This window comes from Bombella mellum, assembly GCF_014048465.1.
Lineage (GTDB): Bacteria > Pseudomonadota > Alphaproteobacteria > Acetobacterales > Acetobacteraceae > Bombella > Bombella mellum.
The window spans coordinates 50,317-64,140 of sequence record NZ_PDLY01000007.1 but is presented as its reverse complement, the minus strand read 5'-3'; the positions used below and the strand labels follow the sequence as shown (position 1 = coordinate 64,140).

The following is a 13,824-nucleotide window of genomic DNA, read 5'->3' as shown; positions in this document are numbered from 1 at the left end:
GATCACCCCAGCCGCCCCAGAACTCCCGCCCCAGCGCCGCCGGTGAATGGGCTTATACGCAGATCCCCCTGACCACACAACCCCAAAAAATGAAAAATTTCAAAAAACTTTAATCACCAGTGAGAAAACCCCAGAAACGGCAGGGGCCGGGTCTGCCGACCCGGCCCCTGCCCCAAGGGAATCCCCTCCCACTCAGAAGTCCGGCATGGACGGCAGAAGATCACCCCCCTGACGGAACGGACAGACCCTGATGGCCAGCCCCGTGGCATCATCCGTTTCCACCATCAGGCCGGACACGGTCGCCTTCCCCCCGGCAGGCTGGAACCGCTCCGTCGGAACTTTCTTGAGCATCTTGCGGATGGCATTTTCCTTCTCCATGCCGATCACGCTGTCATAATCCCCGCACATGCCCGCATCAGTCTGATAGGCAGTCCCCCCCTTGAGGATACGATGATCGGCAGTCGGAACATGCGTGTGCGTCCCCACGACAAGCGACACCCGGCCATCATACAGATGACCGAAGCCCATTTTCTCACTGGTCGTTTCCGCATGGACATCCAGCACCGCCGCATGAACGGTCCCACCAAGACGATGACGGGAGAGAATCGTCTCCACCGCCCTGAACGGGTCATCCAGCGCATCCATGAAGACACGCCCCATCACATTGATGACCAGAACCTTACGCCCACAGGGCAGGGTGACGACACAGCTTCCATGCCCCGGAGTGCCCTCAGGATAGTTGGCCGGGCGGACAACGGCCGGAAGCTGGTCGAGCTGACCGATGAGGTCCTTCCTGTCCCAGGCGTGATTGCCCAACGTGATGGCATCCACGCCACCATCCAGAAGGTCCCGCGCAATCTGGGGAGAGAGGCCGAAACCATGAGAGGCGTTCTCCGCATTGGCCACGACCATGTCCAGCGACAGCCGCTCCCGCCAGTCCTTCAGCCCGGCCAGAACGGCTTCCCGCCCACTGCGGCCAACGATGTCTCCCAGAAATAACAGTCTCAAAATCTATCCTTCATTCTTCCGTGTGAATGATCTCACGTTCCGTCACGATGACCGGCAGCCGGTGGTCATGTCCATCCATCGGCAGGCCGTCCCTCTCCTGAGAGGAAAGGCCATACCCGATCAGGGCAGCCTGCGGGTGAAGCGGCAATGTCCGGTCGTAATAGCCACCGCCATAGCCAAGCCGTCCCCCGTGCCGGTCGAAAGCCACCAGAGGGATCAGTATGACATCCGGCACTTTCCGTGCACCCGAGGGATGGCAGGTACCAAACCGGCCGACTTTCATCGGCATCCTCTCCCGCCACTGACGGAACAGGAGAGGCTGCCCCTTGGGCGGAGTTTCCGGCAGTACAACCTGATATCCGGCCCGCACGAGCTGCCTGCATAGCGGCCGCAGGTCCACCTCCCCGGGCAGAGGCCAGACAGCCGCCACGACGGACGGACGAAGCTGATGGATCACCCTGAGAAGATTTTCAGCCACCTGACGGTTCTGCCGTGGCATGACGGGACGGCGGGAGGCCAGAATCTCCTGCCGGATGAGCTTCTTGTCCTGATCGGGCGAGGGAACGGTCTTAGCCATAAAATCCGTACTAGTGAAGCCGCCTTGGCCGTTGGTCTCATCAGCCCTCCCGGACCTGCTAGGGCAGGTGGGCACCGGTAATAACGTGACCACAGCCACGACAGAGCCAGTTCCCTTGGAAGTGCTTATCGGCCCAGAGGTTGATCGTGCCTGACGCGCCAGGCAGCTTCGGCCATCATATTGCACCTGCGCCCGATGATAGACAAGCACCGGGCGGCCTTTTTCCTGCTGGTATTCCTGATAACAGACACCGCCGCCAGACGGGCAACGATCAGCTCCGGGCTGTCCTGCTGCCCGAAGCGTCCCGGCTCTCTGATGATTTGAGGCCCTCTTCCACCCGCTGCAACAGGCTGCCCGCTATGTCCGCCGCATCGGCGAGCCGCCCGGCCGTCTGCCGGTAGGAGGCCTCGATCTGACGGCTCCGCTCCACCAGTGCCCGCTCCTCCTCCGTCATGTGCTTCTTGCGGGCCTCGAAAAGATCATCCGCCATGAGCAGGGCGACCATGAACAGGGCCTCACCATCACCCCGGGGCCCCAGGGTCCGGCGCACCTCCTCAAGGCGTTTTGAGATTGAGGCGGCCAGCTCTCTCAGATGAGCCTCCTCACCATCCTGGCAGCCGACCGTGTAATTGAGACCACCAACCGAAAGCGTTACCTGCGCCATGATCCTTATCGTCCCTCCTGCGTTTCGGAAGAAGCCGTGCCCTCGCCCTTGTCCGCCCCCATGTCGAGCAGCTCACGCAGCCGGGCTTCAAGCGCATCAATCCGGGCCAGCAGGGCGTTCTTCATCTCCTTCTGCCGGGTCCGTTCAGATTCGGCCTGAATCTCCTGCTGTTCCAGGGCAAAACCCAGCTGGACCAGAGCAATCTCCAGCCGTTCAAGGTCCGGATTTTTCTGCACGGTATTCATCTAGCATCCCCTCCTGCACTGACATACCTGCTTTCATGACCTATGATGCACCGTCCGGTGCCCTGTCACGACATCATGACACACCGTCATGTGCCCCATACGGGCACATGACCACTTTTCCCGCATGAGACCAGAATGACCTATCCTCATCGGGCGTCAAGCGTCTTTTTGCCGCCCTTCCCCCAGCCCTTCGTCACCATTTCCACCCGTCAGGTTCTCACCCTAGCCTGCCAGCATTTTGGCGGGCATCCCTTCACGCCCGTGTCGCCCCTCCATGCCGGGGCCAGTCTGGGGCTGGACTGGTGGCTGCACCTGACCGAAAAGACCGACCTCCCTTCCATACTGGACTGTGGGGCCAGTGCCTCCCTGGCCCTGAAAGCCCTCTATGAAGGCGTGGCAGGCGTCATATGCCGTGACTTCCGGGCGGGACTGCCCGCCACCATGAAACACCGCCTCTTCCCCGACCGTCCACCCTGTGAGGACATTCTGGCACTGAAAATCACGTGAGGCATGAAGGACTGGTCAAGGATGCCGCAATCTGCCACATCTGGCAGTCATGAATCACTGTGACCTCTACCCTGTCATTCCCTCGCTTCAGGCTCTGGACGAGCTTCAGGAGCAGCTCCCTCCCCTGCTGGCCGGAGAGGCCGTCACCGCACTGCGGCTCTGCCTCGACACGCCCGTGAAAAAGCACCAGCTCGACACAGTCCGCCAGATGGTCTGGAAACATGACGTCGCCCTGATTCTCGCCCCTGCCGACCTGCGCCTGCTGCGGGACATCCCGCTGGACGAGATCGACGGCGTCCATCTCTCCACCCTTTCCGATGTCCGCCCATTCGCCAGCAGGAAAGACAGGCCAAAAACTCTCCAGATCGGCTGCACATGCCTGACGCTGGATGATGCCATGCTGGCAGGAGAGCATGGGGCCGACTATGTCAGTCTCCCGGCCGCCGCACTGCCAGCCCTGACACAATGGAACCTTTTTGCGGAGCTTCCCTCCGTGGCGGAGCATGTCTGCACGGCAGAGGAAGCCAGGGCAGCCTCACAGGCAGGAGCCGATTTCCTCGCCATCACGATGGACCCGGCAGCTGATGCCGTGGCCCGCTTCTCCGCCGTGAGTGCCGCCCTTTCCTGAACGGACGACACGCCCCTCACTGATACGGCAGAATCGAATCCGTGACGTACAGGACACCGTTGGACTGCGGATAGCTGTTCCCCACCAGCGTCACCGTACCATCCTTGCCAACGACCTCCACGTTGCCGAAAGCGGTGGGTCTCAGGACGACGTCATGACCCGGCCCGGCGAGTGTCGGCACCTGTATGCTGCCCCCTCTCCGGGCGGCCTTCCGCTGGATGGCCGGCAGGTCCCAATGCCCCACGAGGATCATCTGCCCCACGAACCCCTTGAGGAACTCATGACCTGAAGGCCGCATGAGGTCAGGCACGGCCTGATGCTTGTAGGCCTCGAACGGCCCATTCGGCACGGCCAGCACGGTATATTCCCGGTCGCCCGTCAGGTAGGGCCAGTAACCGGCCCGTATGACGGCAGCCTCGAAATCGGCCAGCTCGATGGCACCGCAGATGTTGTCACTCAGGGGTCTGTCCTCATAGGACGGAACCGGCGGCACATGATACTTGACCCTCGGATTGGGCGGCGCGCCCAGCGGCTCCGGCTTATACTTGTCCTGAATGCTCTTCGCCTCGGGCAGAATCTCCGCCCGGGTGGACCCACGCACGGACACCGGGTCCTGCCGTTCCGGGGGGCCACTCCGGCACCCGGCCAGAGCCGACAGGGCCACACAGGCCACACTGACCATCACAGGCAGGGACAGCCCGCCACGACACCGATCCACCAGACTCAACACCCACCCCCGTACATTTTCCATCCCACAACCCTGTCCGACACCACCTCAAACGTCGTCTGGCAGGTGGAGCTGTAATAGCTCGGCGGAATATTGATCCCTCCCCAGCCACCATATCCATAACCGCTTCCCCAGCCCCAGTCCCAGCTGGAATAGCCGGGGGAATACTGCGTCTCCGTCTCAATGTAGGAAAGGAAGTTATGTCCCTGTGCATCGTAAGTGCGGGTCGGCACGCCAAAACGCCTCAGCACGTCCACGGTGGACTGTCCGACCATGCCGTTCAGCACTCCCGGCTGCTGGAGTGCCGGTGCGGAACACCCTGCCAGCAGCATCACGGCTCCAAGAACCATCCCCTTCGTCCACATGCCCGGACCATCCGAGTAGCGTCTCATGCCTTCCTCCCGCTCATCGACCGCACAGCCCATCATCAGGGCTGCCGCCTCAGCTTAGCCAAAGAATCGCCTCAAGACGAGGGGCACCCGTCGCCAGCATCACGAGCCTGTCAAAGCCCAGCGCAATGCCGGAGGTCGGCGGCATGTCCGCCAGAGCGGCAAGAAACCCCTCATCCAGCGGCCAGTCCTGTTCCGGCGTGATCTGCATCCGCCGTGCCCGGTCCGCTTCAAAACGCTGACGCTGCTCCTGCGGGTCCGTCAGCTCCTCGAAGGCATTGGCCAGCTCCAGCCCGGCGGCATACAGCTCGAACCGCAGGGCCACCCGTGGATCAGCCGGGTCACGCTTCGCCAGTGCCGCCTGTGCAGCGGGCCAGTGTGTCAGGAAGGTCGGTCGCTCCCGCCCTATGTGCGGCTCGATCCTTTCCAGAAGCAGGCGGAAGAACAGGTCTTCCCAGCTTTCTCCCTCCCGCAGCAGCACCCCGGCCTCACGGGCCAGACGGTCGGCATCCCCGGCACTGGCCAGCAGGTCCACCCCGACATGACGGACAAAGGCCTCCTGCATCGTCAGGCGTTCAAAAGGCCGGTCCAGCTCCAGAACGACATCCCCGTGTGTGAGACGGGGCGGCAGGACACGGCGCAGCAGGTCCTCCGTCTCATCCATGAGGGACGACAGCCCGGCACCGGGGCGGTACCATTCCAGCATGGTGAATTCCGGCATGTGGGTCGCACTCCGCTCCCCGTTGCGCCAGACACGGGCCAGCTGGAACAGGGGCTGCCCCGTGGCCGCCACCAGACGCTTCATGGCAAATTCAGGGCTGGTATGAAGGTAGCGGACCTCGTCCGTACCATCAGGACGTTCCAGAACCGTGCGGAAACAGCGCAGATGCACCTCCTCCCCCGGTGCCTGAACGGCATAGGGTGTCTCGACCTCCAGATACCCCCTGCCCTCAAAGAAGGCCCGCACCGCCTGCACCATCCGGGCACGCCGGCGCAGCAGGGGCAGCCGCTCCCGTATCCGGTCTGTCGTCTGTATTGCGCTGGAACTCTCCATGACCGTTTCCTTCCACCCTCATCCGGCTATGCCGTCCCCACCCTATAGGCCAGAGGCCCCACACGGCACCATAGGCAGAGTTTTCTTGCAGGGGGACACAGCCTTTCGCTAGAGCAGCCTCATGCACGATACCGCCTCATCCTCCCTGTCAGGCAGAACCCTCCGCAGCACACAGTCGCTTCTCGAGGCGAAGCTCATCACGCCGGAACAGGCCTCGGCCCTCGAGGAGGTGGCCAGGCGTTACGCCACGGCCATTCCCCCCGCCTTCCAACGGCTCATCACCAGCCCGGATGATCCGATCGCCCGGCAGGTCGTTCCCGACGCCCGGGAACTGCGGACCATGCCCCATGAAAGCGAAGACCCGATCGGTGATGAGGCCCTCTCCCCCGTTCCCGGCATCGTCCATCGCTATGAGGACAGGGCCCTGCTCAAGCCTCTGCTGGTCTGTCCGCTCTACTGCCGCTTCTGCTTCCGGCGGGAACATGTGGGGCCTGATGGCGGTCTGCTAGGGAAAGAGGCTCTGGAAACCGCCTTCCACTGGATAGAGACACATCCGCAGATACGGGAAATCATCCTGACCGGGGGCGACCCGCTGATGCTCTCCCCCCGGCGGATGCGGCACATCATCCAGCGTCTGTCCTCGATCAGTCACATCGACATCATCCGCATCCACAGCCGTGTTCCCGTCGCCGCCCCGGAACGCCTGACCACGGAGCTTCTCGACGCCATGGAGACCGACCGTGCCCTCTGGATGGTCGCCCACATCAACCATGCCCGGGAGCTGACGGACGAGGCTCGTCTGGCCGTCCGGCAGATGCTGGGCCGGGGCATCCCCGTCCTGTCCCAGTCCGTCCTGCTGCGAGGCGTGAATGACACGACGGAATCGCTGGAGGCCCTCCTCCGTGCCCTGATCGCCGCCCGCATCAAGCCCTATTATCTGCATCACCTCGATTCCGCCCCCGGCACGGCGCATTTCCATGTCCCGGTGGAGGAAGGCCGTGCCCTGCTGGAAAGCCTGCGGGGCCGGGTCTCCGGGCTGGTCTGGCCGACCTATGTCGTGGACATACCGGGCGGGAAAGGCAAGGTCCCACTCGGGCCGGATTATCTCGTCTCCACCCCGGCCGGTAAAAGCTCCAGCTCATCGCAGGCACGGGGACCGGATGGAAAGCCTTATCCTTTTACCTAGAGCGTACAGAAGGGAGCTTGCGCCCGCCCCACCGACACGGCTAGAAGTCTCCCTGAACTTCATCCGAGAGTTTCCTGCTTCTGCCCTGCCTGCATGGCCAGAAGCCTTGAGCAACACCCGATCTTTTGCATGTACATCAGGAGCTGACATGAAACAGCAAGCCAACCTCATCCGGGCCGGGCAGGTCATCGAACATAACGGCCGCCGCTGGACCGTCCTCAAGCAGCAGATCCTGACCCCCGGCAAGGGCGGTGCCTTCATCCAGGTGGAAATGCGCGACCTCGCCAGCGGCAACAAGAGCAACGAACGCTGGCGTACGGCCGACACCGTCGAGCGTCTTGTCACAGAGGACAACGACTACATCTATTCCTACATGGATGGCGACAACATCGTCCTCATGGACCCCGAGACGTTCGAGCAGACCATGCTGCCGAAGGACATCCTTGGCGATCAGCTCCCCTTCCTTCAGGACAACATGACCATCAGCGTCAAGCTGGTCGAGGGCGACCCGGTGGCCGTCACCCTGCCGCCGCAGGTCACGCTGGAGATTGCCGAGGCAGACCCGGTCGTCAAGGGCCAGACGGCCAGCTCCTCCTACAAGCCTGCCGTGCTCTCCAACGGCGTGAAAGTGATGGTGCCTCCTTTCATCGAGGCCGGTGAGCGCATTGTCGTCCGCACGGAAGACGCCACCTACGTCGAGCGTGCCAAGGACTGATCATGCGTCTTTCTCCCCATATGGCCGTCATGCAGAATACCGCGCAGAAAGCGGCGCGGTCCCTCCTGCGTGACTTTGCCGAGGTCGAGCAGCTCCAGGTCAGCATCAAGGGTCCGGGAGACTTCGTCTCCCAGGCCGACATGCGGGCCGAGAAGACCATCCGTGAGGAGCTCGCCCGTGCCCGTCCCGGCTATGCCTTCCTGATGGAAGAGAGCGGGGCCTCCGGCGGTGACAACTGGACGTGGCGCTGGATTGTCGACCCGCTGGACGGCACCTCCAACTTCCTCCACGGCATTCCGCACTGGGCCATTTCCATCGCCCTCCAGCGTCGCCATCCGAATGGGGACGTCGAGCTGGTGGCCGCCCTCGTCTACAACCCGGCCTCCCATGAGATGTTCTGGGCGGAAAAAGGTGTCGGTGCCTTCCTCAATGACCGGCGCATCCGTGTCTCCGCCCGGCGCAAGCTCTCGGAAGCCATGTTCGCCACGGGGATTCCTTTCGCCAAGGTGCCTGCCCAGTACCGCCTGCCTTTCGGCCGGGTGCTGGGCAGCCTCATGCCCAAGGTCGCCGGCATCCGCCGCTGCGGGGCCGCCGCACTGGACCTCGCCTGGCTGGCCGCCGGCCGCTACGAGGGCTACTGGGAACTGGGCCTGAAGCCGTGGGACTGTGCCGCAGGTCTGCTGCTGGTGCGTGAGGCCGGTGGCCATGCGACGGATGTCCAGGGCAATGATCTCGGTGCCCTTGATGATGACGTGCATGTCGTCGCTGGCAACCAGCACTTCCATGCCCCCCTGCGTGAACTGGTGCACAACGCCCTCACACAGGACTGACGCCCCGCCTCTCCAGCAGGGACAGGGAGCTGCCTCCTCAACGGCAAGGTGATGCCATAAAGATTGCAGGATGCAGCTCCCCCGCCTAGGATGCAGACATGAAGAACCGGTCAGCTTTTCTCTCCTTCCTGCTTGCTGCGCCTCTTCTGGCGGGGCCTGCGGCTCCCGTCGCATGGGCGCAGGTCTCCACCAATCTGGATGCCCTTCCCGAGGCCGCACCAGACGGGACACCCCATCAGACCGTCCGGCACAGCCAGGCCGCCGCTCCGGTCCATCGTGACACGACACCCCCGCCGCCGCCCACGCCACCGGGCTACACGCGGGTTCCCAACATTCCGGCCGAGGCACCGAAGCCCGCCGTCATCACGCCTCCCGATTTCCCGGTCGTCCTGCATCCGCCGGTTCCCGCCGCCGTGGTCCAGCCTGAAAAGGACAGCCACAGCCGGACGGAACCTTTGGAACCGGACGCCCTGCGGGTCCTCTTCGACACGAACGGGACCACCATGAACGCCACCACACTGGACGCCATCCGCCATTATGCGGAAGGCATGGTGCCACGGGTGGACACACGCCTCATCCTCCGCAGTTATGCCACAGTGCCGGGCAATGATGTTTCCATGCCCCGTCGGCTGGCCCTGTCCCGTGCCCTGGCCGTGCGCAGCCTGCTGGTGCAGGCGGGCATCGCCACGACACGCATCTATCCCATTGCCCAAGGCCGACCGGACAGCACCGACACGGCACCGGCGGACCGGCTGGACATCCTCCCGGAAGCCAACCCGGCCCCTTCAGACGCCCCTGAACAAGGAAACACGGCACCATGACACGCCCGACACGCTATCTCGTCCGTATCATCGTCTTTCTCCTGATCATCCTGGGGCTGGCCTTCTCCCTGCGGGGTGTGCTGGTCCATGCCTTCATGGTCAATCCGGGGCTGGATGGCGTCATCATCGCCATCCTGCTGCTTGGCATCCTGTGGAACATCCATCTGACCATCCGCCTCTTCCCGGAAGTCCGCTGGGTCAACATACTGAAGCAGCCACGGGCCGGACTGAAGGTGCCGGAACCTCCCCGCCTTCTCTCCCCCATGGCCCGTGTCCTCCGTGCCCGGCGTGACCAGAATCCTCCGCCCACCTTCTCCACCCAGACCACACGGGCCATGCTGGAAAGCCTCGAGGCCCGCATGGACGAAGGGCGCGAGATTTCCCGCTACATCACGCAGCTTCTCGTATTTCTCGGTCTCCTTGGAACGTTCTACGGGCTGATCCTGACCGTACGCTCCGTAGCTGATGTCATCAGTGCCATGCCCTCCGGCGGGTCCGACCTGACCGCCATGTTCGACCACATCAAGGGCGGGCTGGTCAAACCCCTGGGCGGCATGTCCACGGCCTTCTCGGCCTCCATGTTCGGTCTGGCCGGATCGCTCATCCTCGGTTTCCTCGACCTGACATCCGGGCAGGCACAGAACCGCTTCGCCAATGAGATCGAGGAGTGGCTGGCCGACCAGACCTTCCTTGATGCGCCTCAGGGAGAGGCCGGTGAAAGCTCTTCTCTCCCGCAGGAGGACAGTGCCGCCATGGGTGCCTGGCTGCCACGGGTGCAGGACTTCATGCGGCTCACGACGGAAAATGTCGCCCTGCTCCAGCAGAACATCACGATGCTGCGCCGCATCATGGAGGCCAGTGAGGAAAACAACGCCAGGGTCGCCCTCGGGCTGCGTACGCTGAATGACAGCATCCACAAGCTCGGAGGAGCCTCCACCCATCAGGGAGACACACTCCTGCACAAGGGTCAGACGGCCATTCTCGACAGGCTGACGGACATCAGCACCCTGCTCCAGAAGAACCAGGCGGCAGCCTCCCCGGCCACCACCCTCCGTGAAGGACAGGGGTCCCTCATGGAAAGACTGACACGGATCAGCGAGTCCCTGCTCCACCACCGTGAGACGGCGGCCCCGTCCCAAGATGAGGAGCTCCGCAAGGGCCAGGCCGCCATCATCCGCAAGCTGACGGAAATCAGCGACCATCTCCGCACCGATGAAAGCATCGTCGAGGAACAGGCCGCCATCATCGACAGCCTGACGGAGATCAGCGAGAATCTCCGTCACAGCCGTGAGGATGCGTCCATCCGTGAAAGCCAGCGGGCCACCATCATCGAGAGGCTGACGGAAATCAGCGACCATCTTCGCCGCGACCATGACAGGACACCAGACCTCTCCCACCTCCAGGCGACCCTCCTGCGGCTGGAGGAAGGGAGCCAGGCGACGGTGCAGGCCATGCAGTCCCTGAGCCGGAGCGTGAGCCAGCGTCATTTTGAAGACCCGGCCGTCACGCAGCTTCTCCAGGACATGGACCGGCAGCTGCTCGGCCTACGTCAGGACATCGTCAGGCTGGCCAGGGAGGAAAAGCCAGCCCACGCCGTACGGCGTGAGGAGGGCTGACCATGGCCCGCCGCCGCCATCGTTCCGGTGCGATCAACGCCTGGCCGGGCTATGTGGACGCCCTCTCCTCCCTGCTGATGGTGGTCACCTTCGTGCTGCTCGTCTTCGTGCTGGGGCAGGAATTCCTCTCCGCCGCCGTCACCCAGAGGGAACATGCGCTGGAAAGCCTGAAAGGGGAACTCAGCCATCTCAGCAACATGCTGTCCCTCAGTGAGGCCCGGGTGAAAACGCTTAGCAGTGCCGAACAGGAACAGCGTGCCCTGGTCTCCTCGCTCCGGAGTCAGCTGGATGACAGGCAGCACCAGCTGGATGATGCCCAGAATCATGCGAAGGAAATTGAAGGCGCACAGCTTGGCAGCATCGCCGACCTGTCCTCACAGGTCACGGAGCTGACCCGCCAGCTTCAGGCCATCTCCTCCACGCTGGACATGGAAAAGAAGAATGAGGCGGACAAGGATGCCCGCATCTCCGAGCTGGGGCAGAAACTCAACATCGCCCTGGCCGACAAGGTCAACCAGCTTCAGCGTTACCGGTCCGAATTCTTTGGCAGGCTGCGGGACATCCTGAAGGGCCAGTCCGGCATTGCCGTCGTCGGGGACCGCTTCGTCTTCCAGTCCGAGATCCTGTTCCCCAGCGGCAGCGCAACCCTCACACCGACAGGGCAGAAGCAGATTCTCACGCTGGCCCGCACGTTCCGGGAGGTTGCGGCCACCATTCCGTCTGACGTGCCGTGGATTCTGCGTGTCGATGGCCATGCGGACCGCCAGCCCATCCGCTCGACCTTCCCGAGCAACTGGGAGCTGTCCTCGGCCCGTGCCATCACCGTCGTCAAGACGCTGATCGCCAACGGGATAGACCCGCATCACATCGCCGCCACGGCCTTCTCCGGCTACCAGCCCCTGGACACCGGAACGAGTCCCGAGGCTCTGGCCCGCAACAGGCGAATCGAATTCCGCCTGACAGACCGTTGATCCACCGGGAGGGGCCGGGACAGGCCTGCCCCTCCCCGCCTCCCTGCTGACAGAACCTCCAGAATCACCTAATTAGGGCGTCATGACCGACACACCGCTTCACCTCATCCGCAATTTCTCCATCATCGCCCATATCGACCATGGCAAATCGACACTGGCGGACCGGCTGATCGAAGCCTGCGGTGCCCTGACCGCCCGTGAAATGAAGGGGCAGGTTCTCGATTCCATGGAGCTGGAGCAGGAGCGGGGCATCACCATCAAGGCCCAGACCGTCCGGCTGACCTATCCGGCCAAGGATGGCAACGTCTATACTCTCAACCTCATGGACACGCCTGGCCACGTGGACTTCGCCTATGAGGTCAGCCGTTCCCTCGCCGCCTGCGAAGGGTCCCTGCTGGTCGTGGATGCCTCACAGGGCGTCGAAGCGCAGACCCTGGCCAACGTCTATCAGGCGATTGATGCCAACCATGAGATCGTCCCCGTCCTCAACAAGATTGACCTCCCGGCCGCCGAGCCGGAGCGTGTCCGTGCCCAGATCGAGGAGGTGGTCGGCATCCCGGCGGATGATGCCGTGGAGATCAGTGCCAAGACGGGCCTGAACATCGAGGGCGTGCTGGAAGCCCTCGTCCAGCGTCTGCCCGCCCCCAGGGGGGATGCCGAGGCTCCCCTTCAGGGGCTGCTGGTGGACAGCTGGTATGACAGCTATCTCGGCGTCATCATTCTCGTCCGCATCAAGGAAGGCCGCCTGAAGCGGGGCGACAAGATCCGCATGATGCAGACCGGGGCGACCTATCATGTCGATCAGGTCGGCGTGTTCCTGCCCAAGATGCAGCCCGTCGACTCCCTCGGCCCGGGGGAGATGGGCTACATCAATGCCGCCATCAAGACCGTGGCGGACTGCAATGTCGGTGACACCATCACGCTGGACAACCGCCCGGCGGAAAAGGCCCTGCCCGGCTTCAAGCCCTCCATACCGGTCGTCTGGTGTGGCCTCTTCCCCGTCGATGCGGACGATTTCGACAAGCTGCGCACCAGTCTCGGCAAGCTGCGGCTCAATGACGCCTCCTTCCATTTCGAGGCGGAAACCTCGGCCGCCCTCGGGTTCGGGTTCCGCTGCGGGTTCCTCGGGCTGCTGCATCTGGAGATCATCCAGGAGCGTCTCTCCCGTGAGTTCAATCTGGACCTCATCGCCACCGCTCCCTCCGTCGTGTACAAGATGCACATGAACAACGGCGAGGTCGAAGAGCTGCACAACCCGGCCGACATGCCGGAGATCAGCAAGATCGACTATATCGAAGAGCCGTGGATCAAGGCCTCCATCCTCGTGCGGGACGAATATCTGGGGTCCGTCCTCACCCTCTGCACGGAACGTCGTGGCGTCCAGATCGACCTGACCTATGTCGGGGACCGGGCCATGGTCGTGTACCGCCTGCCCCTCAACGAGGTGGTCTTCGACTTCTATGACCGTCTGAAATCCCTCACCCGGGGCTATGCCTCCTTCGAGTATCAGATGGATGGTTACGAGGAGAGCGATCTGGTCCGCATCTCCATCCTCGTCAATCACGAGCCGGTGGATGCCCTGGCCTTCATCGCCCACCGTACCGTGGCCGAGACACGGGGCCGGGCCATCTGCGCCAAGCTGAAAGACCTCATCCCCCGCCAGCTCTTCAAGATCGCCATTCAGGCCTCCATCGGCTCCAAGGTGATCGCCCGTGAGACGCTGGGTGCCCTCTCCAAGGACGTGACGGCCAAATGTTATGGTGGTGACATTTCCCGTAAACGCAAGCTGCTGGAAAAGCAGAAGGAAGGCAAGAAACGCATGAGGCAGTTCGGCAAGGTCGAGATACCGCAGAGTGCCTTCCTCGCCGCCCTGAAAATGGACTGAC

At 63.1% G+C, this 13,824-nt stretch carries 16 protein-coding genes and 1 other RNA gene; 9 read left to right on the top strand and 8 right to left on the bottom strand.

Annotation, left to right across the window (positions count from 1 at the left end):
• Positions 1–192 precede the first annotated feature (192 nt).
• The 5 genes from CPA56_RS09365 to CPA56_RS09345 all read right to left on the bottom strand — a co-directional run bounded on the left by CPA56_RS09365 (position 193) and on the right by CPA56_RS09345 (position 2,494).
• Positions 193–1,008, bottom strand: a complete 816-nt coding sequence (locus tag CPA56_RS09365) for a TIGR00282 family metallophosphoesterase (RefSeq protein WP_182041752.1) — start codon at positions 1,006–1,008, stop codon at positions 193–195.
• Between the two features lie 10 nt (positions 1,009–1,018).
• Positions 1,019–1,585 (bottom strand): 5-formyltetrahydrofolate cyclo-ligase, encoded by a 567-nt coding sequence (locus tag CPA56_RS09360; RefSeq protein WP_182041751.1) that lies wholly within the window; start codon positions 1,583–1,585, stop codon positions 1,019–1,021.
• Between the two features lie 12 nt (positions 1,586–1,597).
• A non-coding RNA gene (gene ssrS, locus CPA56_RS09355) (6S RNA) lies at positions 1,598–1,757 on the bottom strand.
• A 99-nt stretch (positions 1,758–1,856) separates the two neighbouring features.
• Entirely contained in the window at positions 1,857–2,249 is a 393-nt protein-coding gene (locus CPA56_RS09350) for a cell division protein ZapA (protein WP_182041750.1), read from the bottom strand.
• A 5-nt stretch (positions 2,250–2,254) separates the two neighbouring features.
• Complete coding sequence (locus tag CPA56_RS09345) at positions 2,255–2,494, bottom strand: hypothetical protein (RefSeq protein WP_182041749.1); 240 nt, start codon at positions 2,492–2,494, stop codon at positions 2,255–2,257.
• A 135-nt stretch (positions 2,495–2,629) separates the two neighbouring features.
• On the opposite strand from CPA56_RS09345, the gene CPA56_RS09340 reads away from it, so the two are divergent.
• Both CPA56_RS09340 and CPA56_RS09335 read left to right on the top strand, forming a co-directional pair.
• Complete coding sequence (locus CPA56_RS09340) at positions 2,630–3,001, top strand: hypothetical protein (protein ID WP_182041748.1); 372 nt, start codon at positions 2,630–2,632, stop codon at positions 2,999–3,001.
• 49 nt (positions 3,002–3,050) lie between these two features.
• Complete coding sequence (locus tag CPA56_RS09335; RefSeq protein WP_182041747.1) at positions 3,051–3,629, top strand: thiamine phosphate synthase; 579 nt, start codon at positions 3,051–3,053, stop codon at positions 3,627–3,629.
• Positions 3,630–3,645: 16 nt separating this feature from the next.
• Here the strand turns inward: CPA56_RS09335 and CPA56_RS09330 are convergent, their stop codons facing one another.
• From CPA56_RS09330 to epmA, 3 genes are read right to left on the bottom strand one after another with little or no spacing between them, the layout of a single operon-like run.
• Complete coding sequence (locus CPA56_RS09330) at positions 3,646–4,347, bottom strand: hypothetical protein (protein WP_182041746.1); 702 nt, start codon at positions 4,345–4,347, stop codon at positions 3,646–3,648.
• A 5-nt stretch (positions 4,348–4,352) separates the two neighbouring features.
• On the bottom strand, positions 4,353–4,784 hold the full coding sequence (locus CPA56_RS09325; protein ID WP_407645683.1) for a hypothetical protein: 432 nt from the start codon (positions 4,782–4,784) through the stop codon (positions 4,353–4,355).
• Positions 4,785–4,797: 13 nt separating this feature from the next.
• Positions 4,798–5,799: an EF-P lysine aminoacylase EpmA gene (gene epmA, locus CPA56_RS09320; protein WP_182041745.1), complete on the bottom strand. Its 1,002-nt coding sequence runs from the start codon at positions 5,797–5,799 to the stop codon at positions 4,798–4,800.
• Positions 5,800–5,920: 121 nt separating this feature from the next.
• On the opposite strand from epmA, the gene CPA56_RS09315 reads away from it, so the two are divergent.
• From CPA56_RS09315 to lepA, 7 genes are all read left to right on the top strand, one after another.
• A complete protein-coding gene (locus CPA56_RS09315) occupies positions 5,921–6,985 on the top strand; it encodes a lysine-2,3-aminomutase-like protein (RefSeq protein ID WP_182041744.1) in 1,065 nt (354 codons plus the stop codon).
• A 148-nt stretch (positions 6,986–7,133) separates the two neighbouring features.
• Positions 7,134–7,700, top strand: coding sequence for an elongation factor P (gene efp, locus CPA56_RS09310; protein WP_043557943.1), 567 nt, complete (start codon positions 7,134–7,136; stop codon positions 7,698–7,700).
• Between the two features lie 2 nt (positions 7,701–7,702).
• On the top strand, positions 7,703–8,530 hold the full coding sequence (locus CPA56_RS09305) for an inositol monophosphatase family protein (RefSeq protein WP_182041743.1): 828 nt from the start codon (positions 7,703–7,705) through the stop codon (positions 8,528–8,530).
• Positions 8,531–8,628: 98 nt separating this feature from the next.
• Positions 8,629–9,351 (top strand): OmpA family protein, encoded by a 723-nt coding sequence (locus tag CPA56_RS09300; protein ID WP_182041742.1) that lies wholly within the window; start codon positions 8,629–8,631, stop codon positions 9,349–9,351.
• Positions 9,348–10,967, top strand: a complete 1,620-nt coding sequence (locus CPA56_RS09295; protein ID WP_182041741.1) for a MotA/TolQ/ExbB proton channel family protein — start codon at positions 9,348–9,350, stop codon at positions 10,965–10,967. The genes CPA56_RS09300 and CPA56_RS09295 overlap by 4 nt, the downstream gene beginning before the upstream one ends.
• 2 nt (positions 10,968–10,969) lie before the next feature.
• Positions 10,970–11,938, top strand: a complete 969-nt coding sequence (locus CPA56_RS09290; RefSeq protein WP_182041740.1) for a peptidoglycan -binding protein — start codon at positions 10,970–10,972, stop codon at positions 11,936–11,938.
• A gap of 82 nt (positions 11,939–12,020) precedes the next feature.
• Positions 12,021–13,823, top strand: a complete 1,803-nt coding sequence (gene lepA / locus CPA56_RS09285) for a translation elongation factor 4 (RefSeq protein ID WP_182041739.1) — start codon at positions 12,021–12,023, stop codon at positions 13,821–13,823.
• Position 13,824: the final 1 nt, after the last annotated feature.